Source organism: Hylemonella sp. W303a (assembly GCF_046452315.1).
Classification (GTDB): Bacteria; Pseudomonadota; Gammaproteobacteria; order Burkholderiales; family Burkholderiaceae_C; genus Hylemonella.
In genome coordinates this window covers 21,589-44,341 of sequence record NZ_JBKFDG010000002.1, presented here as the reverse complement: position 1 = coordinate 44,341, position 22,753 = coordinate 21,589, and the positions used below count along the sequence as shown (strand labels likewise).

The 22,753-nt window shown below is 66.8% G+C and carries 20 protein-coding genes; all 20 read right to left on the bottom strand.

Translation table 11 applies throughout. The features are described from left to right. Window positions 1–17: 17 nt before the first annotated feature. The 20 genes from ACLBKS_RS03870 to ACLBKS_RS03775 all read right to left on the bottom strand — a co-directional run bounded on the left by ACLBKS_RS03870 (window position 18) and on the right by ACLBKS_RS03775 (window position 22,674). Entirely contained in the window at window positions 18–935 is a 918-nt protein-coding gene (locus ACLBKS_RS03870) for an SDR family oxidoreductase (protein ID WP_410191488.1), read from the bottom strand. 51 nt (window positions 936–986) lie between these two features. After that, on the bottom strand, window positions 987–1,916 hold the full coding sequence (locus tag ACLBKS_RS03865) for a ketopantoate reductase family protein (protein ID WP_410191487.1): 930 nt from the start codon (window positions 1,914–1,916) through the stop codon (window positions 987–989). Between the two features lie 22 nt (window positions 1,917–1,938). Next, the gene (locus ACLBKS_RS03860; protein WP_410191486.1) at window positions 1,939–2,796 is read right to left on the bottom strand and encodes an NAD-dependent protein deacetylase; all 858 of its coding nucleotides are present in this window, start codon (window positions 2,794–2,796) and stop codon (window positions 1,939–1,941) included. 21 nt (window positions 2,797–2,817) lie between these two features. Then, the gene (gene sbcB, locus ACLBKS_RS03855) at window positions 2,818–4,284 is read right to left on the bottom strand and encodes an exodeoxyribonuclease I (RefSeq protein ID WP_410191485.1); all 1,467 of its coding nucleotides are present in this window, start codon (window positions 4,282–4,284) and stop codon (window positions 2,818–2,820) included. Between the two features lie 185 nt (window positions 4,285–4,469). After that, the gene (locus tag ACLBKS_RS03850) at window positions 4,470–6,203 is read right to left on the bottom strand and encodes an acyl-CoA dehydrogenase family protein (protein WP_410191484.1); all 1,734 of its coding nucleotides are present in this window, start codon (window positions 6,201–6,203) and stop codon (window positions 4,470–4,472) included. Window positions 6,204–6,248: 45 nt separating this feature from the next. Next, the gene (locus tag ACLBKS_RS03845) at window positions 6,249–7,277 is read right to left on the bottom strand and encodes an NADP-dependent oxidoreductase (RefSeq protein ID WP_410191483.1); all 1,029 of its coding nucleotides are present in this window, start codon (window positions 7,275–7,277) and stop codon (window positions 6,249–6,251) included. 56 nt (window positions 7,278–7,333) lie between these two features. After that, complete coding sequence (locus tag ACLBKS_RS03840; protein WP_410191482.1) at window positions 7,334–7,771, bottom strand: PaaI family thioesterase; 438 nt, start codon at window positions 7,769–7,771, stop codon at window positions 7,334–7,336. Window positions 7,772–7,918: 147 nt separating this feature from the next. After that, window positions 7,919–8,704: an SDR family oxidoreductase gene (locus ACLBKS_RS03835; protein WP_410191481.1), complete on the bottom strand. Its 786-nt coding sequence runs from the start codon at window positions 8,702–8,704 to the stop codon at window positions 7,919–7,921. Between the two features lie 42 nt (window positions 8,705–8,746). Further along, complete coding sequence (locus ACLBKS_RS03830; RefSeq protein WP_410191480.1) at window positions 8,747–8,950, bottom strand: hypothetical protein; 204 nt, start codon at window positions 8,948–8,950, stop codon at window positions 8,747–8,749. 76 nt (window positions 8,951–9,026) lie between these two features. Beyond that, on the bottom strand, window positions 9,027–10,892 hold the full coding sequence (locus ACLBKS_RS03825) for an acyl-CoA dehydrogenase (RefSeq protein ID WP_410191479.1): 1,866 nt from the start codon (window positions 10,890–10,892) through the stop codon (window positions 9,027–9,029). Between the two features lie 435 nt (window positions 10,893–11,327). After that, a complete protein-coding gene (locus tag ACLBKS_RS03820) occupies window positions 11,328–12,503 on the bottom strand; it encodes an acetyl-CoA C-acyltransferase (protein WP_410191478.1) in 1,176 nt (391 codons plus the stop codon). 44 nt (window positions 12,504–12,547) lie between these two features. Continuing rightward, window positions 12,548–14,653 (bottom strand): 3-hydroxyacyl-CoA dehydrogenase NAD-binding domain-containing protein, encoded by a 2,106-nt coding sequence (locus tag ACLBKS_RS03815; RefSeq protein WP_410191477.1) that lies wholly within the window; start codon window positions 14,651–14,653, stop codon window positions 12,548–12,550. A gap of 144 nt (window positions 14,654–14,797) precedes the next feature. Beyond that, window positions 14,798–17,071 carry a copper-transporting P-type ATPase gene (locus tag ACLBKS_RS03810; protein ID WP_410191476.1) on the bottom strand — a complete coding sequence of 758 codons (2,274 nt, stop codon included), beginning with the start codon at window positions 17,069–17,071 and terminating at the stop codon, window positions 14,798–14,800. A gap of 5 nt (window positions 17,072–17,076) precedes the next feature. Then, window positions 17,077–17,553 (bottom strand): DUF411 domain-containing protein, encoded by a 477-nt coding sequence (locus tag ACLBKS_RS03805; RefSeq protein ID WP_410191475.1) that lies wholly within the window; start codon window positions 17,551–17,553, stop codon window positions 17,077–17,079. Window positions 17,554–17,571: 18 nt separating this feature from the next. Beyond that, window positions 17,572–18,105 (bottom strand): plastocyanin/azurin family copper-binding protein, encoded by a 534-nt coding sequence (locus tag ACLBKS_RS03800; protein WP_410191474.1) that lies wholly within the window; start codon window positions 18,103–18,105, stop codon window positions 17,572–17,574. A 42-nt stretch (window positions 18,106–18,147) separates the two neighbouring features. Then, window positions 18,148–19,029, bottom strand: coding sequence for a copper resistance protein B (locus tag ACLBKS_RS03795; protein WP_410191473.1), 882 nt, complete (start codon window positions 19,027–19,029; stop codon window positions 18,148–18,150). 14 nt (window positions 19,030–19,043) lie between these two features. Beyond that, on the bottom strand, window positions 19,044–20,891 hold the full coding sequence (locus ACLBKS_RS03790) for a copper resistance system multicopper oxidase (RefSeq protein ID WP_410191472.1): 1,848 nt from the start codon (window positions 20,889–20,891) through the stop codon (window positions 19,044–19,046). 75 nt (window positions 20,892–20,966) lie between these two features. Continuing rightward, window positions 20,967–21,419: a hypothetical protein gene (locus tag ACLBKS_RS03785; RefSeq protein WP_410191471.1), complete on the bottom strand. Its 453-nt coding sequence runs from the start codon at window positions 21,417–21,419 to the stop codon at window positions 20,967–20,969. A 50-nt stretch (window positions 21,420–21,469) separates the two neighbouring features. Next, on the bottom strand, window positions 21,470–22,114 hold the full coding sequence (locus ACLBKS_RS03780; protein WP_410191470.1) for a DUF1109 domain-containing protein: 645 nt from the start codon (window positions 22,112–22,114) through the stop codon (window positions 21,470–21,472). Further along, window positions 22,111–22,674, bottom strand: a complete 564-nt coding sequence (locus ACLBKS_RS03775; RefSeq protein ID WP_410191469.1) for a sigma-70 family RNA polymerase sigma factor — start codon at window positions 22,672–22,674, stop codon at window positions 22,111–22,113. Before ACLBKS_RS03775 ends, ACLBKS_RS03780 begins: the two co-directional genes overlap by 4 nt. Window positions 22,675–22,753: the final 79 nt, after the last annotated feature.

The window sequence follows — 22,753 nt, the reverse complement described above, 5'->3', positions numbered from 1 at the left end:
CCCGCCGTTCAATCGCGTCAACGCAGGCGCGCGTCCTCCCGCAGCTCCTGCCGCAGTTTTTCTCCGAGGTCCGGCCGCGCCGCGAAAGGGTCCGGCGGATTGTGTTGGCCCACGATGGCTTCCATGCGTTCACGCACATGGCCCAGCGCCTGCGGATGGCTGTAAATGTAGAAGGCGCCGCTGGCCACGGCGTCAAAGACTGCGGCCGCGACTTGCGCCGCGCTCACCTTGCCCGAGTTGACGGCCTTGTCGTTCATGGCCTGCCCAATGCGCTGGCTGCGCGTGGCCTGGCCAGCAGCCAGGTTGTGCGGCCGGTTGCGCTCGCTGCTGTTGATGCCGGTGGGCACGAAGTACGGACACAGCACCGACGCGCCGACCTGATCGGTGACCAGGGCCAGATCCTGGTACAGCGTTTCGGTCAGCGCCACCACGGCATGCTTGCTCACGTTGTAGACACCCATGTTCGGCGGCGTCAGCAGGCCCGCCATGCTGGCCGTGTTCACGATGTGGCCCCGCCAGTTGGGGTCCCGGCCTGCGGCATCCAGCATCATGGGCGTGAAAACGCGCACACCGTGGATCACGCCCCAAAGGTTCACCCCCAGCACCCACTGCCAATCGGCCACGCTGTTTTCCCAGACCAGGCCGCCCGCGCCCACGCCTGCGTTGTTGAAGACGAAATGCGGCGCGCCGAAACGCGCCTGCACGGCCTGGGCCAGGGCTTCCATCTGGGCCGCATCGCTCACATCGACCTTGCGCGCCAGCACCTCGGCCCCCGCGCCTTGCAGTTCGGTGGCGGCTCGGTCCAGTGCGTCCTGCTGCACGTCGACCAGCACGAGCTTCATGCCACGCGCCGCGCCAATGCGGGCGCATTCCAGGCCGAAGCCCGACGCCGCGCCGGTCAGCACGGCCACCTTGCCCTTGAAATCCGGAATCATGTCGCAGTCTCCTTGTGGTTGTACGCGCCCATCATCCGACAGACCACCGCGCTACGCAGTCACCTGCGTTTCCTGTCCTTGGTTTTCCAGCAGCTTCACCAACGTCCACAGAGCGCGGTTCACCGGCGTGGGCACGCCCAGGGCAGCGCCGCGGCGCGCCACGTAGCCGTTGAGGTGGTCGATCTCGCTGAGCTTGCCGCGCATCAGGTCCTGAGCGGTCGATGAATACTGGCCAGGCATGGTCTCGGCGATGCGGCGCACGGCAGCCTCGGTCGCGGCCTTGCCTCCTGGGATCACGACGCCATCGGCCGACGCGACGGCCAGGCATTCGGCCACCAGATCGGCCATCACGTCCTGCACGCCCGCGCCCTGCACCATCACACCATAGGGCCGGCGGGTGATGGCCGAGAGCGCGTTGTAGGCGCAATTGAGGATGAGTTTGGCCCAGAGCGCGCCACGAACGTTGTCGTTGACCTCCACCGCAATGCCAGCCGCGATCAATGCGGGCGCGACGGCCGCGGCCGAGGGCTCGATCACCAGTTCCCCGCGTCCATGGTGCTTGACATGACCGGGACCCGCCATCTCGGTGGCCACGTAGACCACAGCGGCGGCCACGTTGTGCTTCGGCAGCACGGCACGCAGGCGTTCGGCGTTGTCCACTCCGTTCTGGAGGCACAGCAGCAAGGCGCCGGGCTTCAGGTGCGGCTTGATCTGCGCGCCTGCCTGCTCCGTCGCGCCGGACTTGACGCTGAACAGCACCAGATCGGCGCCCGCCACGGCGGCGGGATCACTGCTGGCATGCAGGCGCACCCGCTCGTCGAAGCCCTGGGTTTCCAGTCGCAGGCCCGTGCGCTGGATGGCTTCCACATGCGCGGGTCGCGCGATCAGCGTCACATCGTGCCCGGCTCCGCGCACAGCGCGCGCCAGCAAACCGCCGTAATAACAACCCACGGCGCCCGCGCCCATCACAGCCACTTTCATGATTCGTCCCTCCTGGTCCTGGTCAGACGGATGAAGCAGCGCGGGGACCGTAGGCCACCGCCAGCGCTCGCAAAGCCGGCCCGACCGACTGCTCGACTTTGAGCGCGAACAGATCGTCTGCGCGCGTGCGCCCCAGATTGAGCGCTGCGACCGGCTGGCCCGCCGCCACGGCGGCCTGCACAAAGCGCAAGCCGGAATAGACCATGAGCGAGGAGCCCACGACCAGCATGGCGTCGGACCGCGCCAGCGCGTCGAAAGCGGCTTGCACCCGCGCACGCGGCGCGTTCTCACCGAAGAACACCACGTCCGGTTTGACGATGCTCACCCGCCCTTCGGCCGTGCAATGCGGGCACGGTGGTACGACCACGGTGCTGAAATCCACGCCGTCCAGATCGGCGTCGCCGTCCGGCGCAGCCGGGGCGTGCAGGGCCACCCAATCCGGATTGGCCTGGCGCAAGGTTTCCTGCCACTCGGCGCGCGGCCAGCGGCGCGCGCAGGCCATGCAGCAGACGGTGTCGATGCGACCGTGCAGATCGATCACCTGGCGGCTGCCCGCGGCCTGGTGCAGGCCATCGACGTTCTGGGTCAGCAGCAGTTCGATGCGGCCCGCCGCCTCCAGCACGGCCAGCGCGTGATGCGCTGGTCCTGGCCGCGCCTGCCCGATCGTGCGCCAACCGATCAGGCTGCGTGCCCAGTAACGCTGACGCGTCGCGAGCTCGCCCATGAAGGCTTGGAAGGTCACGGGTGGCGGGCGTTTCCAGTCGCCATTGGCATCGCGGTAGTCGGGAATGCCGCTGTCGGTGCTGACACCCGCGCCCGTCAGCACAAAGAGGCGTGGATAACGGGCGGCGAAATCAACCAGGGTGTCGATGTCAGCCATGCGGGGGGCTCTCCTGCGAACTCAGGCCTCAGGGGCAATGTGCTCTGCGTAGGCATACAAGGCTTCCAGGATGGCCTCGCCGCGTTCATCGCCCTGTTCCGTCGCGTCCTGACCCAGGCGGTCGAGTTCGGCGAACAAGGCGTCCAGGTTGCGCGCGCCCCCTTCACCCTCGACCAGGCGCGCCACGCGGTGGGCCAGCCAGCGTGCCTGCTCGTCCTCGTTCAGTGTGTCCGGGAAATTGCGCGCGCGGTAGCGGAACAGGATGTCGCCCAGACGCGCGTCGTCGAAACCGGTGCGGCTGGTGGCCAGCTCCTGGGGCGAGAGTGCGCGCAGGCGTGCCAGGCGGCGTCGGTCTTCGTTGCCGACGAAACCACCGTAGAGGTCTTCGTCCACGTCGGGGTTGCCGGTCTCCGCAGGCCGCTGGAACACCTGGGGCCAGATGGCGCTCATGTCCGGCAGTTCACGCGCGACGGCCGCGTTGCGCAGCGCGGTTTCGAGGTCCAAGCCCCAGCGCTGAGCCAGCTCCGGGCGCAAGGTCTTGAGATGGCTGACCACCATCGGCGACTTGTTGAGGTGCACGCTCTTGATGGGCAGGCGGCTGACGCCTTCTGGCAAGTCGTCCGTGCGGGTGTAGAGGCGCTGGCGAATCTCGTCCGCGCTCAGTCCAGCGAGTTCGCGCGGGTCGGCGCTCAAGTCCCAGGCGATCAACTCGTTCTTGTTCGTGGGATGCGTGGCCAGGGGCCACATCAGCGCCAGGCACCCGCGATCCGCCGGGAACATGCCTGACACATGCAGGAAAGGCCGGGCCTGGGCTTGTGATGTGGGCAGGCCCAGCTCGGCCGCCACGGCGTCCTTCTTGCGCAGGGCCAGGGCGAATTCAAAGAGACGCGGTTGCTTGTCCTTGATGAGTCGGGCCAGGGCGATGGTGGCGCGCACGTCACTGAGAGCGTCGTGCGCGGCATCGTGTGTGAGGCCGTTCGCGGCCGTCAGGTGCTCGAGCTTGAAGCTGGGCTTGCCTTTCATTTCGCCGTCGCGGTGCAGCGGCCATTCGATGCCCTCGGGTCGCAGGGCGCGGCACAGGCGCACGACGTCAAGCAGGTCCCAGCGGCTGCACTCGTTCTGCCATTCGCGGGCGTAGGGGTCGATGAGGTTGCGCCAGAAGAGGAAGCGGGTGACTTCGTCGTCGAAGCGGATGGTGTTGTAGCCCACGCCGATGGTGCCGGGCTGGGCGAGTTCCTGTTCGATGCGAGCGGCGAATTCGTGCTCGGGAACGCCGCGTTCGAGGCAGGTCTGGGGTGTGATGCCGGTCAGCAGGCAGGCACCGGGGTCGGGCAGGTAGTCGTCGGCGGGCCGACAGTAGATCATGACGGGTTCGCCGATTTCATTCAGGTCGGCGTCGGTGCGGATGCCGGCGAATTGGGCGGGGCGGTCGCGGCGAGGGTTGACGCCGAAGGTTTCGTAGTCGTGCCAGAAGAAAGTCAGAGCCATTCGTGGATTATCGCCAGCACGGCTGGCGTGCGCCGGTTATGCGTGCATGTGTCAGGGCACGCAGGCCCACTGGCTGGGACGAACCTTCCTCATACGATTTTGCTGAACGCAAAATCCAAATCGTCGGGTCCGCCCCAGCCAGTGAACCTGCTGAAACCGGCCTATTTGACGCTCCAACAGATTCATCATGCCGGCAAGGCGCGTCGCAAGATCGCGTCGAAATCGACGCCATTGCTCAGGCTGCCGTAGGTCTGGCCCCAGGCACCGCCGAGGCGGGATTCGCAGAAGGCGCTGAACACGAAACCCGGCGCACTCTGCGCGAGCAAGGCGGCCTGCACGGCCAGGGCCACGTCCTGGGCCAGTCGGCGCGCTTCGACCTCGCTGCCCATGACTTCCACGCGCAGGGGCAGGCTGCGGGCCATGCGGTCGAGCGCGGCGTGCTGGCCCAGGGCAGGCTTCAGTTCCTGCGCCAGGGCGCTGGCAGCGTCGGCCTTGCGCAGGCCGCGCAGCAGGTCCAGCGCCATGATGTTGCCCGCGCCTTCCCAGATGGAATTGACCGGCATCTCGCGGTAGATGCGCGCCAGCACGCCTTCACCGCCCTCCTCCACGTAGCCGTTGCCGCCCAGGCATTCCATGGCTTCCTGCGCGAAGCCGGCGCCACGCTTGCAGATCCAGAACTTGGCGACAGGCGTGAGCAGACGGGCCATGATCTTCTCGTGCGGGTCGTCGGGCTGGTCGAAACAACGCGCGATGCGCAGGGCCAGCGCGGTGGCGGCCTCGCTTTCCAGCGCCAGATCGGCCAGCACGTTTTTCATCAGGGGTTGCTCGATCAAGGTCTTGCCGAAGGCCATGCGCTGGCGTGCGTGGTGCAGGGCTTGGGTCAAGGCCTGGCGCATCAGCCCGCTGCTGCCCAAGGCGCAGTCCAGCCGGGTCATCGTGCCCATTTCCAGGATCTGCGGCACGCCCCGCCCCTCCTCACCCACCAGCCAGGCCAGCGCGCCTTCAAATTCCACCTCGGAACTCGCGTTGGCCTTGTTGCCCAGTTTGTCCTTGAGGCGCTGGATGCGCAGCGCGTTGTGCTGGCCCTGGGTGGAGCCGCCGGACAGGGCCTCGGGCAGCACACGCGGCAGGAAGAAGCAACTCAGGCCATTCGCCGTCTGCGCCAGCACCAGAAAGGCATCGCTCATGGGCGCGGAGAAAAACCATTTGTGGCCGGTCAGGCGGTAACGCGCGCCCCAGGCATCGTGACCATCGGGCTCGGCGCGCGTGGTGTTGGCCCGCACATCGCTGCCGCCCTGCTTCTCCGTCATGCCCATGCCCATGGTCAGCCCGCTCTTGTGCTTGTAGAGCGTGAGCGCCGGATCGTAGGCGCGCGCGCCCAGGCCGGGTGCCCATTCCTGGTGAATGGCCGCATTGGCGCGCAGCGCAGGCGTGACGGCGTAGGTCATGGAGATCGGACAAAGAATGGAGGGCTCCAGCTCGGTGAAGAGCATGAAGCCCGCGGCACGCTGGACGTGAGGCGACGCCACGAGCGGCGACGGGCCGCCCCTGGCCGCGAGCGCCCCCTCGGGGGGCAGCGAGGACACGTCAGTACCGAGCGTGGGGGCCCATGGCGTGCCATGCAGGCCCGCCTTCATGGCCGCCGACATGAGGATGTGGTAGCTCGGGTGGAACTCCACCTCGTCGATGCGGTAGCCCTGGCGGTCGTGCGTGCGCAGCTGCGGGCCATGCGCATTGGCCAAGCGCGCGTGCACCTGCATGGTGGCGTTGCCCGCCAGTTGCCCCAGCGCTTCCAAGGGCTTGAGGTCCAGCATGGGTGCGTGGACCTTGAGCGCATCGCGCATCGCCAGATTGCCGTCGAACAGATTGAGATCGACCAGCGGCGCGGGCTGGTTGAACACGTCATGGGTCTGGTGCATGGCGCTCTCCTCGGAGGATGGGCCGCGCGACGTGCGGCTGCGCGACTATATGAGTTTCACGAGCTGCTTGCCGAAATTGCGGCCTTTGAGCATGCCCAGGAAGGCCTCGGGCGCCGCAGCCAAGCCCTGTGCCACAGTCTCGCGCGGGCGCAGCTTGCCACTGGCGACCAGGGCCACCAGCTCCTTGAGCGCCTCAGGCCAAACCTCCATGTGCTCGCTGACGATGAAGCCTTCGAGGCGGATGCGCTGGGTCAGCAGCAATTGCGGATACGTCAGCGGGATCGGTGCGCCGTTGTAGCCAGCGATCACGCCGCACAGGGCGATGCGCCCATGCGCGTTCATACGCGAGAGCACGGCATCCAGCACCATGCCCCCCACATTCTCGAAGTGGCCGTGGATGCCATCCGGGCAGGCCGCCTTGAGCGCCTTGGACAGCGAACCCGCGTCGGCGTGCTGCTTGTAGTCGATGCAAGCGTCGAAGCCCAGGTCCTTGACCACGTAATCGCATTTCTCCTTGCCGCCCGCGATGCCCACCACACGGCAACCCCTCGCTTTCGCCAACGCGCCGTAGGCACTGCCCACGGCGCCACTGGCGGCGCTGACGGTCACGGTCTGACCTGGCTTGGGTTCGATGATCTTGACGAGGCCATACCAGGCCGTGACGCCCGGCATGCCGGCCGCGCCCAGATAATGCGACAGGGGCACCTGGCCGGGCCCGTCACCGGCCTGCACCTTGCTCAACACCCCCGGCTGCGCGGCGTCCACCACGGCATAGTCCTGCCAGCCACCCATGCCCACGACCTTGTCGCCGGGGGCGTACTTCGGGTGACGGCTTTCGACCACCTCGCCCACCGTGCCGCCGATCATCACCTCACCCAGCGCTTGCGGTGCAGCGTAACTCTTGGCATCGCTCATGCGCCCACGCATGTACGGATCGAGACTCAGGTAGTGGTGGCGCACCAGCACTTGGCCATCGCGCAGCGGCGGTGTATCGACACTGACGAGCTTGAAATTGGCCGTTGAGGCCTCGCCCTCGGGGCGGCTGGCAAGCAGGATCTGTTGATTGCGGGGCATGTGGGTCTCCTCTGGTGTTGTGCCCGCTGGCAAACCCAAGCGGGCTCGATGTGGACTCAGTCGGTTGAAATCTGATCGTCGAGTTTCTTCAAACTCGGCGGCAGGCGTTTGACGTACTTGAACGTCCCTGTGGCGTGGGCGCAGGGCTGGCCCTCACCGTCGTACACCGTGCCCTCGGTGAAGGCCATGGTGGTGCTTCGGTGCATCAAACGGCCCTTGGCGGTCAGAGGTCCCAGTTCGGGCTTGGACGGCCGCATGAAACTGGTCTTCATCTCGATGGTGACCACGCCCATGGCCTTGTCCACGCTGCGCGCCGCGCTGGCCATGGTCACGTCCAGCAGGGTCATCAACGCACCGCCATGCGTCACGGCGAAGGAATTCAGGTGCTCGGGCCGGGGCGTGAAGAAGAGTTCGGACTGACCGTCCTCGAACTTCACGAGTTCGAAGCCCAGGTGGTTGACAAAGGGAATTTCGGCGCCGAAGGGAATGCTCATGGTGTTGTGGAATGGTTCAATGATTTCGGGTGCGTGGGGCTTGGGGAACCCGACGATTTCGATTTGCGCAGCAAATCATATGAGGAGTGGTCCCCAAGCCCCACGCACCCGAAATCATTCCCCGCCAACTCGCCGCACATGCAACGATCACACCACCGCACTCACGCCGCCATCCACCGCCAACCACTGCCCCGTGATGTGCTTGCCCGCCGCCGAGGCGTACAACAGCGCCACGCCCTTCAAATCCTCATCGTCACCCAGACGCCGCAACGGCGCGTGCGCCGCCATCTTGTCCTCGCCCAGCTTCTCGATCAGCGCGGTCGCCATCTTGGTCTTGAAGAAGCCCGGGCAGATCGCGTTCACCGTGATCCCATGCACGCCCCACTCCGCCGCCAGCGCGCGCGTGAAGTTGATCACCGCGCCCTTGGACGTGTTGTAGGCGATGGTCTTCATCTCCACCGGATTGCCGCCCAGACCCGCGATCGACGCCACATTGATGATGCGTCCCTGCTTGCGCGGGATCATGCCGTGCTTGGCGATGGCTTGGCTCAGCAGGAAATAGCCGCGGACATTGAGGTTCATCACCTTGTCCCAGGCAGCGGTCGGGTGATCTTCCGCCGGAGCGCCCCAACTCGCGCCCGCGTTGTTGACCAGGATGTCCACATGACCCAGGCGATGCAGCGCTTCCTGCGCGAGGCGCTGGACATCGGCTTCCTGCGCGCAATCGGCCGCGATCCAGCGGGCGTCAATGCCGGCGGACTGCAATTCCTGCACGGCCCCTTCCAGCTCATCCGCCTTGCGGGCGCTGAGCAGGACCTTGGCGCCGGCTTCTCCCAAGGCATGTGCGATTTGCAGGCCCAGGCCGCGCGAGCCGCCGGTGATGAGGGCCGATTGGCCTTGAAGGTCGAACAGTTGTTGTACGGTGCGGGTCATGCTTGTCTCCTCGTTGTTGTCATGCCGGCCGCGAGGCCGGGCCTACTTCATCACCGAGCGCAGCCAAATCAGGCCCGCGCCCGTGGCGGCGACCAAGCCGCCGACCACCAGAAATATGCCTGCCAGATCCGCCACTTCCGGCCCCTGGCGTTGAAAGACGACCCCCAGCACCACGGCCAGCAGGCCGCCGTACAGGCAGATCCAGGCGCCTTTTTCGACCCGTGTCTTTTGGCGTTCGTTGCTCATCACATTGCTCCTGAGTAGAGGTTAAACCGCATGCGCGGATCAAAGCGTAACGCGCGTTCGCGCGTGGCCGCTTCCCTCAGAAAGCGGCCTCCGGCATGGTGGCGCAAGTCAGGTCACGCGCCGCGACCACCTGCAACCAGGGCTTGATTTTCGTCAATTCGTAATGGAAAAAGTACCGGGTCGCGTGCAGCACGCCCGTGCGGCGATCGGCGGCCACCGTGTCCGCGCGCGCGGTACAGGCCAGATCCAACCACATCCAGGCCAGCACCACATGGCCGAAGGCCTGCAGGTAGGGCACGGCGTTGGCCAGGGCCTCGGTCGGGTTCTCGGTGGCCCAGGCGGCCTTGGTGGCCGCGCCGACTTGCTGCAGGGCCTGCGCGAGCGCGTTGGCGTGCTCGGCCAGTTCGGGTTGCTGGATCGCGCGCTCGATGGTCGCGTTCATGCGCCCAGCCAGCAGAGACAGACCTCGCCCTCCCTCCATGCGCACCTTGCGACCCAGCAGGTCCAGGGCCTGCACGCCATGCGTGCCTTCGTGGATCATGTTCAGGCGCTGGTCACGCCAATACTGTTCGACCGGGAAGTCACGCGTGTAGCCATATCCACCGTGCACCTGGATGGCCAGCGAGTTTGCCTCCAGGCACCACTCGCTGGGCCAGCTCTTGGCGATGGGCGTCAGCACCTCCAGCAGCAGACGCGCTTCGTCCGCAACTTCGGGCGTACCGGTGCGCTGTTCGTCGACCAAGCGGGCGCAATACAGCTGCAGGGCCAGGGAGCCTTCGCAGTAAGCCTTCTGCGCCAGCAGCATGCGTTTGACGTCGGCGTGTTCGATGATGCGGACTTGCGGCTGGCTGGCATCTTTTCCCGCGCCGGTGATCGGCCGCCCTTGCGGTCGGTTCTTCGCGTAGTCGAGCGCGGCCTGATAACCCGCCATGCCCAGCATGGTCGCGGCCATGCCGATGCCAATGCGCGCCTCGTTCATCATGTGGAACATGCAGCGCAGGCCCTCGCCCGGCTGACCGACGAGGTAGCCCACGGCGCCCGCACCCTTGCCGTCATATCCGCCTGACGCGCCAGGCACGGGGAACTGGCCCTCGCCGAAGTTGAGCAAGGTGTTGGTCGTGCCGCGCCAGCCGCATTTGTGGTTCAACCCGGCCAGGGCCACGTCGTTGCGCTGGCCCGTCAATTCGCCGTCGGCATTCACGAGCTTTTTGGGCACGATGAAGAGCGAGATGCCCTTCACGCCTGGCAGGGTCTTGCCGTCCGGCCCCGGGATCTTGGCGAGCACGAGGTGGACGATGTTCTCGGTCAGCTCATGCTCGCCGGCCGAGATCCACATCTTGTTGCCGCGCAGGCGGTAGCGCGGACCCAGCGGGTCGCTGGCGTGGTCGTCCCCATCGGGGATGGCCTTGGTCACGATGTCCGACAGTGAGGAGCCGGCCTGCGGTTCGCTCAGGCACATGGTGCCCGACCATTGGCCAGAAAACTCCTTGAGCGCGAACACCTGTTTCTGTTTTTCGGTGCCGTGCACCATCAGCAGGTTGGCGTTGCCCACCGTGAGCAGGCCCGAGCCCATGCTGATGGACGCCAAGCCGAAGAAGCTGTTGGCGGCGGCCTCGACCAGGTAAGGCAGTTGCATGCCGCCGATGTCGTAGTCCTGCGCGGCGCTGAGCATGCCGGACTCGGCGTAAGCGCGCTGCGCCTCGTGCGTGGCCTGCGGTAGCACGACACGCAGGCTGCCGTCGGCTTCGGTGACGGTGCGGGGTTCTTCGGTGTCGATCAGGCGGTTGAAGGGGGCGTACTTCTCGCGGGCGATGCGTTCGCAGGTGTCGAGCACGGCGTCGAAGGTTTCGCGGCTGTGTTCGGCGTAACGCGTGCGTTGCGTCAGCGTGTCGGCGTGCAGCCAGTCATGCAAGAGGAATTCGAGTGTTTGCCGGTAGCTCATGTCTCGCTCGTTGTGATGCGTGAGTATGTTTTGCAACTTTTCTCAAGCCCGCCCTGGCTTCCATCGCCTGATGAAGCGGGCTGACCGCTCCGCGACTGTCCTCCTTCAAGGGCCTTCCGGCCCTTGAATTCCCCCTTCATGTCGCTGCGCAGTCACCCCGCTTCATCAGGCTCCACCTGCGTGGTTGGCTTGCCTCTTACCGTGTGCACGGCAAAAAATCCGTTGAACCGGGAGGCGGTGTGCGCGGGCGCAGGCTCCATTCGCGGTCGCCACGCAGCAGGCGCGCCAGGCGCCTTGGCGCAGGGTGTTCATGGGGTGACCATGGTGTGCAACGGTGCTCGACCGCGAGGTGAGCCGGAGAACGCGCACACCGCCTCCCGGTGATGCCAAGAACGCAGGCATGCAAGATTCCCGCCGGCCTATACCGCCCCAAAATCAGAGCACCTCAAACACCCCAGCCGCCCCCATGCCACCGCCGATGCACATGGTCACCAGCACCTTCTTCGCGCCGCGGCGTTTGCCTTCGATCAGCGCATGGCCGGTCAGTCGCTGGCCGCTGACACCGTAGGGATGCCCCACGGCGATGGCGCCGCCGTTGACGTTGAGGCGGTCGGCCGGGATGCCCAGCTTGTCGCGGCAGTAGATCACCTGCACGGCAAAGGCTTCGTTCAACTCCCAGAGGTCGATGTCACTCACCTTGAGTCCTAGGCGCTTCAGCACCTTGGGCACGGCGAAGACGGGGCCGATGCCCATTTCGTCCGGTTCGCAGCCCGCGACCGCGAAGCCCAGGAAACGGCCCAGGGGCTTGAGGCCCTTGCGGCTGGCGTAGTCTTCATGGACCAGCACGCAGGCGCCCGCACCGTCTGAAAACTGGCTGGCGTTGCCCGCCGCGATCACACCGCCGGGAATGGCGGGCTTGATGCCGCTGATGCCGTCCTTGGTGGTGCCGGGGCGGATGCCTTCGTCCTGGCTCACGGTGACTTGCTTGCTGATCATGCCCAGGGTCTTGTCGGCAACGCCGGCGGTGACCGCGATGGGCACGATTTCGTCGCTGAACTTGCCGGCCGCGAGCGCGGCCTCGGCCTTCTGCTGGCTGGCCGCGCCGTATTCGTCCATCGCGTCACGGCCAATGTGGTAGCGCTTGGCGACCTGTTCGGCCGTCTGCAGCATGTTCCAGTAGATCTCGGGCTTCTTGGCCTTGAGCGCCGGGTCATGCAGCATGTGGATGTTGGCCTCGTTCTGCACGCAGGAGATGCTTTCCACGCCGCCCGCCACGTACACATCGCCCTCACCCGCGATGATGCGCTGCGCGGCCATGGCGATGGTCTGCAGGCCGCTGGAGCAGAAACGGTTGACCGTGACGCCCGACACCGAAACCGGCAGGCCCGCGGCCAGCGCGATCTGGCGCGCGATGTTGGAACCGGTCGCGCCCTCGGGCGTGGCGCAGCCCATCAGCACGTCCTCGACATCGGCACCGTCGATGCCCGCGCGCGCGATGGCGTGCTGGACTGCGTGCCCGCCCAGGGTGGCGCCATGGGTCATGTTGAAAGAACCGCGCCAGCTCTTGGCGAGCGGGGTGCGGGCGGTGGAAACGATGACAGCCTTGCTCATAACATCTTCCTCAGGGTGTACTTGCTCATGGGGCCACGCTGGCCTCAGACGTTGTTGAAGGTCTTGCCATCGGCCACCAGCTTCTGCAGCAAGGGCGCGGGCTGCCAGAACTGGGCATCGTCCAGCGGGTTCTTCGCGTAACGCTTCATGCTCTCGGCCACGTTGAACAGGCCCACGGTGTCGGCGTACTGCATGGGGCCGCCGCGCCACAGCGGGAAGCCGTAGCCCGTGAGGTACACCATGTCGATGTCGCTGGCCTTGGACGCGATGCCCTCCTCGAGGATGCGCGCGGCCTCGTTGACCAGGGAATAGACCAGGCGCTCGACGATTTCCTGCTCGGAGATCTTGCGCGGCGTGATGCCGAGTTCCTTGCGGTGGTTCTCGATCATGGTGTTGACCAACTCGCTGGGGATGGCGTCGCGCTTGCCCGGTTTGTAGTCGTACCAGCCCGCGCCCGTCTTCTGGCCGAATCGGCCCAGCTCGCACAGCTTGTCGGCCGTCTTGCTGTACTTCATGCCCGGCTTTTCGACGTAACGGCGCTTGCGGATGGCCCAGCCGATGTCATTGCCCGCCAGGTCGCCCATGCGGAAGGGCCCCATGGCGAAGCCAAACTTCTCAATGGCCTTGTCGACCTGCTCGGGCGTCGCGCCCTCCTCCAGCAGGAAGCCGGCCTGGCGGCTGTACTGCTCGATCATGCGGTTGCCGATGAAGCCGTCCGTCACGCCCGAGACCACAGCCGTCTTCTTGATGGTCTTGGCCAGGGCCATCACGGTGGCCAACACGTCCTTGCCGGTCTTGGCGCCGCGCACCACTTCCAGCAGCTTCATCACATTGGCCGGGCTGAAGAAGTGCAGACCGACCACGTCCTGCGGACGCTTCGTGAAGGACGCGATCTTGTTGAGGTCCAGCGTCGAGGTGTTGGAGGCGAGGATGGCCCCCGGCTTCATCACCTCGTCCAACTTCTTGAACACGGCTTCCTTGACGCCCATTTCCTCGAACACGGCCTCGATGACCAGATCGGCGTTCTTGATGTCGTCGTAGCTCAGCGTGGTGCTCAGCAGGGCCATGCGTTGCTCGTACTTGTCTTGCTTGAGCTTGCCTTTGCCGACCTGGGCTTCGTAGTTCTTGCGGATGGTGGCGATGCCACGGTCCAGCGCTTCCTGCTTGGTCTCCAGGACCTTGACCGGGATACCGGCGTTCAGGAAGTTCATGGTGATGCCGCCGCCCATGGTGCCCGCACCGATCACGGCCACGGACTGGATGGCGCGCTTGGGCGTGTCTTCCGGCACGTCGGCGATCTTGCTGGCGGCGCGCTCGGCAGCGAACACGTGGCGCAGGGCCCGGCATTCGGGTGTCCACATCAGGTTGATGAAGTGCTCGCGCTCGTAGGCGATGCCGTCGTCGAACTTCTTCTTGGTGGCGGCTTCCACCGCGTCCACGCACTTCAGCGGCGCGGGGAAGTTCTTGGCCATCGCACCCACGGTGTTGCGCGCGAACTGGAAGTAGGCATCGCCCAGGGGGTGCTTCGCAGGCAAATCACGCACCTTGGGCAAAGGACGGACATCGGCCTTTTCACGCGCCAGTGCCAGGGCTTCGTCCAGCAGCGTTTCGGCCGATTGCGCCACCTTGTCAAACAGCTTCTGCCCCGGTACTTGGGCCAGCATTTCGGCGGGCACCGGCTCGCCGCTGACCATCATGTTCAAGGCAGGCTCGACGCCGAGCGCGCGTGGCAAGCGTTGCGTGCCACCAGCACCGGGGATCAGGCCCAGCTTGACCTCGGGCAAGGCCACCTTGGTGCCCGGCGCGACGATGCGGTAATGGCAACCCAGAGGCAGCTCCAAGCCGCCGCCCATGGCAATGGTGTGCAAGGCAGCCACGACGGGCTTGGCCGAGTTTTCGGCGGCGGCGATCACGCTGAGCAGATTGGGCTCTTGCCAGGCCTTGGGCGTGCCGAATTCGCGGATGTCAGCACCACCCGAGAACGCGCGGCCGGCGCCGGTGATCACAATGGCCTTGACCTTGGGGTCGGCATTCGCCTTCTCCAGGCCGTCGGTCACGCCCTTGCGGGTCGCATGGCCCAGGCCATTGACCGGCGGGTTGTTGAGGGTGATGACGGCCACGTCACCGCGCACTTCATAGTCAGCACTCATGCTTGCCTTCCTCTGTCGAATCGAAAATAGAACGACCGTTCGATAGTGACCGATTGTAGGGCGCGCACGGGTGGCCGGTTTGTCACTGCAGGGACAAAACGCAGGGACTCAAGGAATACCCTAGGTCCTCGCCGCGTACCCCGGTCATGAGATCGTGGTCGTACGCAGGCGCAGGGCGTTTGCGATCACGCTCACCGAGGACAGCGCCATGGCCGCGGCGGCGACCACGGGCGAAAGCAGCAGGCCGAAGGCCGGGTACAGCACACCCGCCGCCAGCGGGATGCCAGCCACGTTGTAGGCGAAACTCAGCACCAGGTTCTGCCGGATGTTGCGCATGGTCGCGCGCGACAGCGCCCTCGCCCGCACGATGCCCATCAGATCCCCGTGCAGCAGGGTGACGCCCGCACTTTCCATCGCCACGTCGGAGCCAGTGGCCATGGCAAGGCCGATGTCGGCGGCGGCCAGGGCCGGCGCGTCGTTGACGCCATCACCGGCCATGGCCACCACCCGGCCCCGTGATTTCAGGTCTCGCACCACGGCGGCCTTGTCCTCCGGAAACACGTCGGCGATCACCTCCGCGATGCCGAGCTGGCGCCCCACCGCCTCGGCCGTCGTCCTGTTGTCACCCGTGAGCATCACGACCCGCAGGCCCGCGGCCTGGAGCGCCCGCAAGGCCTGTGGCGTCGTGGGCTTGACCGGATCGGCCACCGCGACGAAACCGGCCAGCCGGCCCGCCACGCCCACGTAGATGACGGTGGCCGCCCGCTCGCGCTGCGCCTGCGCCAACGCCGCCAGGCCGGCCACGTCCAGCCCTTGCTCGGCCAGGAACCTGGCGCTGCCCGAGACGATGCGCTGGCCCTCCACCGTGCCCACCACACCCTTGCCCAGGGGCGAGTCAAAATCTGTCACGGGCAGCAAGGGCCATTGACGCGCCTGCGCGCCCGCCACGATGGCCAGGGCCAGCGGATGCTCGCTCGCGCGCTCCACGCTGGCGAGTTTCTGCAGGACCTCCTGCGTCGTGAAACCTGGCGCGGCTTCGATGTGCACGATCTCGGGCCGCCCCGCCGTCAGCGTGCCGGTCTTGTCCACCACCAGCGTATCGACCTGCTCCATGCGCTCCAGCGCCTCGGCGTCACGGACCAGCACGCCCTGCTGCGCGCCGCGCCCCACGCCGACCATGATGGACATGGGCGTGGCCAGACCCAGCGCGCAGGGACAGGCAATGATGAGCACCGCCACGGCGTTGACGAGCGCGTGGCCGAACGCGGGCGCCGGCCCCCAGGCCAGCCAGGCCGCGAAGGTCAGCGCGGCGATGCCGAGCACCACGGGCACGAACCAGCCCGAGACCTGGTCCGCCATGCGCTGGATGGGCGCACGACTGCGCTGGGCCGCCGCGACCTGATGGACGATCTGCGAGAGCAAGGTGTCCGCCCCCACCTTCTCGGCCTGCAACACGAAGCTGCCGGTCTGGTTGAGCGTGCCCGCCGTCACCTTGGCGCCCACGGTCTTGGCCACGGGCAGCGGTTCGCCCGTCACCATGGACTCGTCGACATTGCCCTTGCCCTCGACAAGCTCGCCGTCCACCGGCACCTTCTCGCCCGGACGCACGCGCAGCCGATCGCCGACCTGGATGCTGTCCACGGACACGGTTTCATCGCTGCCGTCGTCCTTGACCTTGACGGCCATCTTGGGGGCCAGGTTCAACAAGGCCTTGATGGCACCAGACGTCTTCTCGCGCGCCCGTAGTTCCAGCACCTGACCCAGCAGCACCAGCACCGTGATGACGGCCGCCGCCTCGAAATAGACGGCGACGGCGCCCGCTTCGCCAGCCGTGCCGGGCGTGCCCCGCATGGCTGCGGGAAAGAGGCCTGGCGCCAGCGTGGCCACGATGCTGTGCAGCCAGGCCGCGCCCGTGCCCAAGGCGATCAAGGTGAACATGTTGAGGCTGCGGTTCCTGAGCGAGGCCGCCGCCCGCACGAAAAATGGCCCCCCAGCCCAGAGCACCACCGGCGTGGCCAAGGCGAGCTGCACCCAGTTCGAGGCCTGCTGGCCTATCAGGTGGTGGATGTTGAACAGGTGGCCGCCCATCTCGAGCACGAACACCGGCAGCGTCAGGGCCAGTCCAATCCAGAAGCGCCGTGTCATGTCGCGCAGTTCCGGACTCTCGGCGTCTTGCGCGCCCGCCAGCACCGGCTCGAGCGCCATGCCGCAGATCGGACAGGTGCCCGGCCCCGGCTGGCGCACCTGCGGGTGCATGGGACAGGTGTAGTCCCCGGGCCGAGCCGCCGGTTCCGAGCCCGAAGCGACGGCGGGCCGAACCAGCGGCGCCTGCGCGGGAGGGTGCGCAGGGCGCGCTGGTCCCCCGTGACCGGCATGGCCAGGGTGTGCGTGATGGTGTTCGTGATTGGATGCGGTCATGGATGTCACCGGTAGGCCTGGAACACGGTCGACGCGCCGCCGCGCTGGACCAGCAGCACATCGTAGGGATCCCTGCGTCCACCATACTCCGGGCCGTCCATGCCGGGCGACCCCACGGTCATGCCCGGGACGGCCAGGCCCAGGGCCACGGGCCGGGTCTGGAGCAGGCGGCGGATGTCGCGGGCCGGCACATGGCCCTCGATGAGGTAGCCCTGCACCAGACCCGTGTGGCAGGAGGCGAACTCATCGGCCAGGCCCATGCGGCGACGGTAGTCGTTCTTCACCGCCTCCCGGACATCATGGGCCGTCACCGCGAAGCCTTCGGCTTCCAGGTGACGCAGCCAGTCCTTGCAGCAGCCACAGCTGGAAGTCTTCCAGACCTCGATCGCCGGCCGGCCCTGGACCGGCTGGGCAGCCGCCAGGCCGAACGACAGCGTGCCCAGTGTCGAAATGCCCGCAAGCAGGCAGGTGCGTCGTTGCATGGTCTTCTCCTTCGTGGATCAAGGCTGGACGGTGATCGTGCCCACCATGCCGGCCTCCTTGTGGCCAGGCACGAGGCAAGCGAAGGCAAAGGTCCCAGCCTTGTCGAAGGTCCAGACGATGCCGCCGCGCTGACCCGCCTTCAGGTTGATCTGGTTGGGCTCGTCATGCTGCATGCCGGGCATTTTCTTCATCATCTCGGCGTGTTCGTCCAGCTCCGCGCGGGAGCCGATCACCATCTCGTGCACGAGCTGGCCCTGGTTGACGACGAAGAAACGGATGGTCTCTCCCGCCTTGACGGTGATGTCCGCCGGTGTGAAGCGCATGGTGTCGCCCATCTGGATCGGAATCGTGCGGGTGACCTGGGCCGGATCGCCCGGGCGACCAGCTGCCGAGGCATGGGCCGGCATGCCACCATGGTGCATGCCGGCCATGTCGTGGCCGCCGTGCGCACCCGGCTGGCCATGTCCACCTTCATGGGTGCCCGCCGCGAGCAAGAGGGTGGGCGCGGCCAGCGCCGTGGCCAGGGCGATTTTCAGGGTGATCGTGTTCATGGGATTTGCCTTTCGAGTATGTATGTGTGTGATGAATTGAATTCAGAACCAGAAGCGCAGGCCCGCCAGGGCGCGCGTCTCGCGCACGGGCTCGTCCGCCGCGCGCCGCAGGTCGGCCGTCTCGCCGAAGTGCCCGGCCCATTCGACGCCGAGGTAAGGCGCGAACTGGCGCGAGAACTCATAGCGCAGACGCAGCCCCACCGTGGCATCGGACAGCCCCTGGCCGATGCCGTTGACGGCATCGCGTCGGCCATGGACCTCGGCTTCCAGGCGTGGCTGCAGCACCAGGCGCTGGGTGAGCAGCAGATCCTGCTCGACGCTCAGGCCCAGGGCCGTGCGCCCGCCTTCGCCCAGGTAAGCCGTCAGACCGACCTCGAACCAGTACGGCGCCAACCCGTCGATGCCCATGGCCAGCCAGTTGCGGGCCTGGCCGCCTTGCGCCGTGTCGTGGCGCAGACCGAGTTGCGCGTCCCAGTACGGCGCCACGGCATGACTCCACAAAACCTCGGTGCTGGACGCTTCGAGCTCGCCTTGCGCCAGCTCGCCCTCGGCCTTGAGCACCAAGCGGTTGTGGTCATGGCCCCAGCGGGCCAGGAACTCGTAGGCGCCCGTGGTGGCGCCGCTGTCTCCGTCGCGCACGGCCTCCAGCCGGTCGGCCAGGAACAGGCCATGGCTGTGCTCGTCGCCCATGAACAGGCTGCGTTCGGGGCCAAGCGCATACGGCCCGCTGGACAGGGTGGTTCCGCCCGCGTAGGCATGCGGGTCGCGCGCGTCGGCCGGCGCGGAACCGCCTTGCATCTGCATGGCGCCATGGTCCATGCCCTGCGGCGCGACGGTGGTCTGGGCCATCGCCAGCGGACTGCCCAGTAGGGCCAGCAGCAGCGCTGCCGGCGTAAGAAGGAAAAGACTTCTGAATGCGTTCATGGTCCATTCCTCCTTCACGCCACCACGACTTCGCGGAACATGCCAGCGTGCATGTGCAGCATCAGGTGGCAGTGCCAGGCCCAGCGACCCGGCGCATCCGCGGTGACGAGAAAGCTCACCCGCTGCGCGGGCTGCACCGGCACGGTGTGCTTGCGCGCGACGAAACGCCCGTCAGCATCCTCCAGCTCGCTCCAGAGGCCGTGCAGGTGCATGGGATGGGTCATCATGGTGTCGTTGTGCAGGATGACGCGCAGGCGCTCGCCGTAGTTCATGCGCACGGGCGTGGACTGGCCGAATGCCAGTCCGTCCAGCGACCAGGTGTAGCGCTCCATGTGGCCGGTCAAGTGCAGCTCGATCTCGCGTTCAGGGCCGCGCGGGTCCAGCGGCCCGCCCAGCGTGCGCAGATCGGCCAGGGTCAGCACGCGCCGGCCGTTGTCGCGCAGACCGACACCGGGGTCGTCGAGGTTGGTGCGCGCCGTGTCCACGCGCATGTCGGTGCTGGGTCCGTACTCGGTGCGAGCGTGACGCGCGAGGGTGCTCGGGCGAGCCAGCGGGTTCATGGCCGCCTGCATGGTTCCCTGGCCGTGGCCTGCGTGATCCATGCCGTCCATGCCTCGGCCGCCATGCCCCATGCCTGCGTGACCTCCTCCACCAGCCATCTCTCCATGCCCCTGTGCGCCGTGGCCCATCGCTGCGTGGTCCATGCCGCCCATCATGTCCGACATGCTCAGCCAAACGCGCGGGTCCAGGGCCGGTACGTCCGCTTGCATGCCAGGACGCACCGCCAGCGTGCCGCGCGCGTACCCCGTGCGTTCCATGGACTGCGCGAACACGGTGTAGGCCTCGTCACGCGGCTGCACGATGGCATCGTAGGTTTCACCGGGACCACAACGGAATTCGTCCACCGTGACGGGCTCCACATCCACTCCGTCGGTCTGCACGATGGTGAGTTTCAGCCCCGGTATGCGCACGTCGTAGAAAGTGTGGGCCGAACCGTTGATGAAGCGCAGGCGCACCCGCTCGCCTGGACGGAACAGCCCCGTCCAGTTGCCCGCGGGGGTGTTGCCGTTCATCAGGTAGGTCAGCGTGTCGGCCGAGAGGTCGCCCAGGTCCGTGGGGCTCATGCGCATCTCGTTCCACATGCGTCGCTTGTCCAGCGCCGCATTCAGGCCGTCGTTGGATACGTCACGGAAAAAATCCACCACGGTAGGCTGATGGTGGTTGTAGTAGGCACTCTGCACCTTGAGCTTGCGCATGACGTGCATGAGGTCTTCATCGGTCCAGTCCGACAGCAGGACGACATGGTCTCGATCGGCGCGAACGCGTTCACCGCCGCGCGGCTCCACGATGATGGCGCCGTACATGCCCACGGCTTCCTGCATGTTGGAGTGCGAGTGGTACCAATAGGTGCCGCTTTGCGCCACCTTGAAACGGTAGGTGAAGGTGGCTCCGGGGGGAATCCCTGCGAAGCTGATGCCGGGCACGCCGTCCATCTGGTAAGGCAGGATGATGCCGTGCCAGTGGATGGAGGTGTCCTCGCGCAGGCGGTTGGTGACGCGGATCGTCACCTCCTCGCCCTCGCGCCAGCGCAGCGTGGGCGCAGGGATCGAGCCGTTGATGGCCACGCCCAGGCGTGTGTTGCCGGTGTAGTTGACGGGCAGCTCGGCCACTTCGAGGTGGAATTCCGTGCCGCGGAGTTCGGGCGCGGGTCGGCCCGCCTCGGCAGCGCGGGCCTCTCGCAACAGCGAAGATGAGGTGAAAGGCGACAAGCCGAGCAGCACGCCGCCAGCAGCCAGGCCCTGCACGAAGCGGCGGCGGCCATGCGGTGGCGCATACGCGTAAGGATTCGATGGAATGTTCAAGACCAACTCCTGAGTTCAATGCACGAGAGCCACCGCGCCACGGGGACGCGGCGGACGGACTTCGGGTATGAAAACTCAGGCGATGGGGGGTTTGTCGCCCGGCAGCGGCGTGGCGCTGAGGTCGGCCGGCAGATCGACCCAGGGCAAGGACGCGCTGGCCCAGGACAGGCCCAGGCCATTCAACGGCGGCGCCAAGGCCACCGTGTGGCAGGTCTGGCAATACACGCAGCTGGCGCAACTGCTGCTGTCGTGCTGCGTGTGCGACGTGTCCTGCGCCACGTCGTGCGCGATGACCTCATGCAGGCCATGGTCGATGGGCCCCCGATGATCGTTGACTGCGGGCGTCGCACCGTGGCCGCCATGGCATTCCTCGGCAACCGTCGCGAGATCACCAGGCAGGGCCTGCACCAGGGTTGTCGGGGGCATGGGCAAGGCCGCCGCCATCTCCGTCGCCATGACCATGCCTGCCCAGCCGCGCAAGGGCAGCAGAACGAGCAAGGCCAGCAGGAGGCAGCGGCGAGGCATCATGGCGCGCATCATACGCCCGCCTTGCCAGCGGACAACCCCGTGGGGGTCTGTCACCAGCGCAGCAAACGGGGGCCGAGCAGCGCGCCCGCCAGCGCGGGCAGCAGCATGCCCAGCAAGTACCAGAGGGCCCAGAAAGGCACTTCCATCTCGGGGCAATGCAGGCAATAGGCCACGGTGGCCACCGAACCGGCCAGCAGGCCGGCCATCGACCCGGCCAGGCGCAGCCGCGTGGGCGCCAGGCCCCGCATGGCCCACATCACGGCGATGAACCCCGGCACCGACAGGCACGCGATGTTGAAAGGACATTCCTTCCAGCTCAGGCCCAGCATCAGATTCAGACGCTCGGACGCGGGCGCCAGCCACAGCACGACCAGCGCCGCCGCCCAGAGCAGCACCACCGGCGCGATCAAGACGGTCCAGCCCGGGCCACTGACCGGCACGCCCGGCCGCGCAAGCCGCGTCGCCGCGAGCAAGGCGCCCAGGGCCAGGCCCAGGGGAAGGGCCATCTTGATCCAGAACAGCGGCACGCTCAGCATGGGCGCCAGGTCGGGGCGCAGGCCAAAGCGCCACAGCATCAGCAGCACGGCGCCCGTGCCGCCGATGAGCAAGGCGGCGGCGAAGCGCTTGGCCACCACGTGGCGGTCCACCGGCGCCACGTCCGCGGCCAACAGGGTGATCATGTCCTTGGTTTTCATAACTCGCTTCGCATCCTCGCCGCCAAGGCTTTCAGCCCGCGGTGCACCCCCACCTTGACCGCCGACTCCGACAAGCCCGTCAGTCGCGCGGTCTCCACCACCGACAAACCCTGCAGCTTCACGTGCAGGATGGGCAAGCGCTGCTTGTCGGGCAACTCCTCCAGCAGCTTGAGCACGTCGCGGCGCGCCTCGCCGGACTCATCCTCGGCGGCGGCGAACAACTCGGACTCCTCGTCCAGCGGATCGTTCAAGTCTTCACGGCGCGCACGGCCCCGCAGGAAGTCGGCCAGCTTGTAACGGGCGATCGCGTGCACCCAGGCCGTCAGTGGCTGCCCGGTCTGGTAGGTGTGACGGCCGTTGTGCACGGCGATGAGGATTTCTTGCACGATGTCCTCGACTTCGTCCTGGAGTCGGAACAGGCGCTTGCGCACGAAGGCGCGCACATGACCGCTCAGATCATCCAGGAAGGCATGGTAGGCCGCCGAATCACCGTCCAGGCCCCGCAGCAGCAGAGCCTTCAGGCGAGCCTCGGCAATCTCGACAGAGGTCTTTCCTGTCATTCGTTCCGTGCAGCGTTCGGGTTACAGGGAGCGTGAAATATTTTTCCCGGCGCGCTCCCCAAGCGGCGCATTCTATTTC

Excerpts from the sequence above, each read along its gene's own strand:
- ACLBKS_RS03870 (WP_410191488.1), bottom strand. The coding sequence starts at position 935 with ATGATTCCGGATTTCAAGGGCAAGGTGGCCGTGCTGACCGGCGCGGCG.
- ACLBKS_RS03865 (WP_410191487.1), bottom strand. The coding sequence starts at position 1,916 with ATGAAAGTGGCTGTGATGGGCGCGGGCGCCGTGGGTTGTTATTACGGC.
- ACLBKS_RS03860 (WP_410191486.1), bottom strand. The coding sequence starts at position 2,796 with ATGGCTGACATCGACACCCTGGTTGATTTCGCCGCCCGTTATCCACGC.
- sbcB (WP_410191485.1), bottom strand. The coding sequence starts at position 4,284 with ATGGCTCTGACTTTCTTCTGGCACGACTACGAAACCTTCGGCGTCAAC.
- ACLBKS_RS03850 (WP_410191484.1), bottom strand. The coding sequence starts at position 6,203 with ATGCACCAGACCCATGACGTGTTCAACCAGCCCGCGCCGCTGGTCGAT.
- ACLBKS_RS03845 (WP_410191483.1), bottom strand. The coding sequence starts at position 7,277 with ATGCCCCGCAATCAACAGATCCTGCTTGCCAGCCGCCCCGAGGGCGAG.
- ACLBKS_RS03840 (WP_410191482.1), bottom strand. The coding sequence starts at position 7,771 with ATGAGCATTCCCTTCGGCGCCGAAATTCCCTTTGTCAACCACCTGGGC.
- ACLBKS_RS03835 (WP_410191481.1), bottom strand. The coding sequence starts at position 8,704 with ATGACCCGCACCGTACAACAACTGTTCGACCTTCAAGGCCAATCGGCC.
- ACLBKS_RS03830 (WP_410191480.1), bottom strand. The coding sequence starts at position 8,950 with ATGAGCAACGAACGCCAAAAGACACGGGTCGAAAAAGGCGCCTGGATC.
- ACLBKS_RS03825 (WP_410191479.1), bottom strand. The coding sequence starts at position 10,892 with ATGAGCTACCGGCAAACACTCGAATTCCTCTTGCATGACTGGCTGCAC.
- ACLBKS_RS03820 (WP_410191478.1), bottom strand. The coding sequence starts at position 12,503 with ATGAGCAAGGCTGTCATCGTTTCCACCGCCCGCACCCCGCTCGCCAAG.
- ACLBKS_RS03815 (WP_410191477.1), bottom strand. The coding sequence starts at position 14,653 with ATGAGTGCTGACTATGAAGTGCGCGGTGACGTGGCCGTCATCACCCTC.
- ACLBKS_RS03810 (WP_410191476.1), bottom strand. The coding sequence starts at position 17,071 with ATGACCGCATCCAATCACGAACACCATCACGCACACCCTGGCCATGCC.
- ACLBKS_RS03805 (WP_410191475.1), bottom strand. The coding sequence starts at position 17,553 with ATGCAACGACGCACCTGCCTGCTTGCGGGCATTTCGACACTGGGCACG.
- ACLBKS_RS03800 (WP_410191474.1), bottom strand. The coding sequence starts at position 18,105 with ATGAACACGATCACCCTGAAAATCGCCCTGGCCACGGCGCTGGCCGCG.
- ACLBKS_RS03795 (WP_410191473.1), bottom strand. The coding sequence starts at position 19,029 with ATGAACGCATTCAGAAGTCTTTTCCTTCTTACGCCGGCAGCGCTGCTG.
- ACLBKS_RS03785 (WP_410191471.1), bottom strand. The coding sequence starts at position 21,419 with ATGATGCCTCGCCGCTGCCTCCTGCTGGCCTTGCTCGTTCTGCTGCCC.
- ACLBKS_RS03780 (WP_410191470.1), bottom strand. The coding sequence starts at position 22,114 with ATGAAAACCAAGGACATGATCACCCTGTTGGCCGCGGACGTGGCGCCG.
- ACLBKS_RS03775 (WP_410191469.1), bottom strand. The coding sequence starts at position 22,674 with ATGACAGGAAAGACCTCTGTCGAGATTGCCGAGGCTCGCCTGAAGGCT.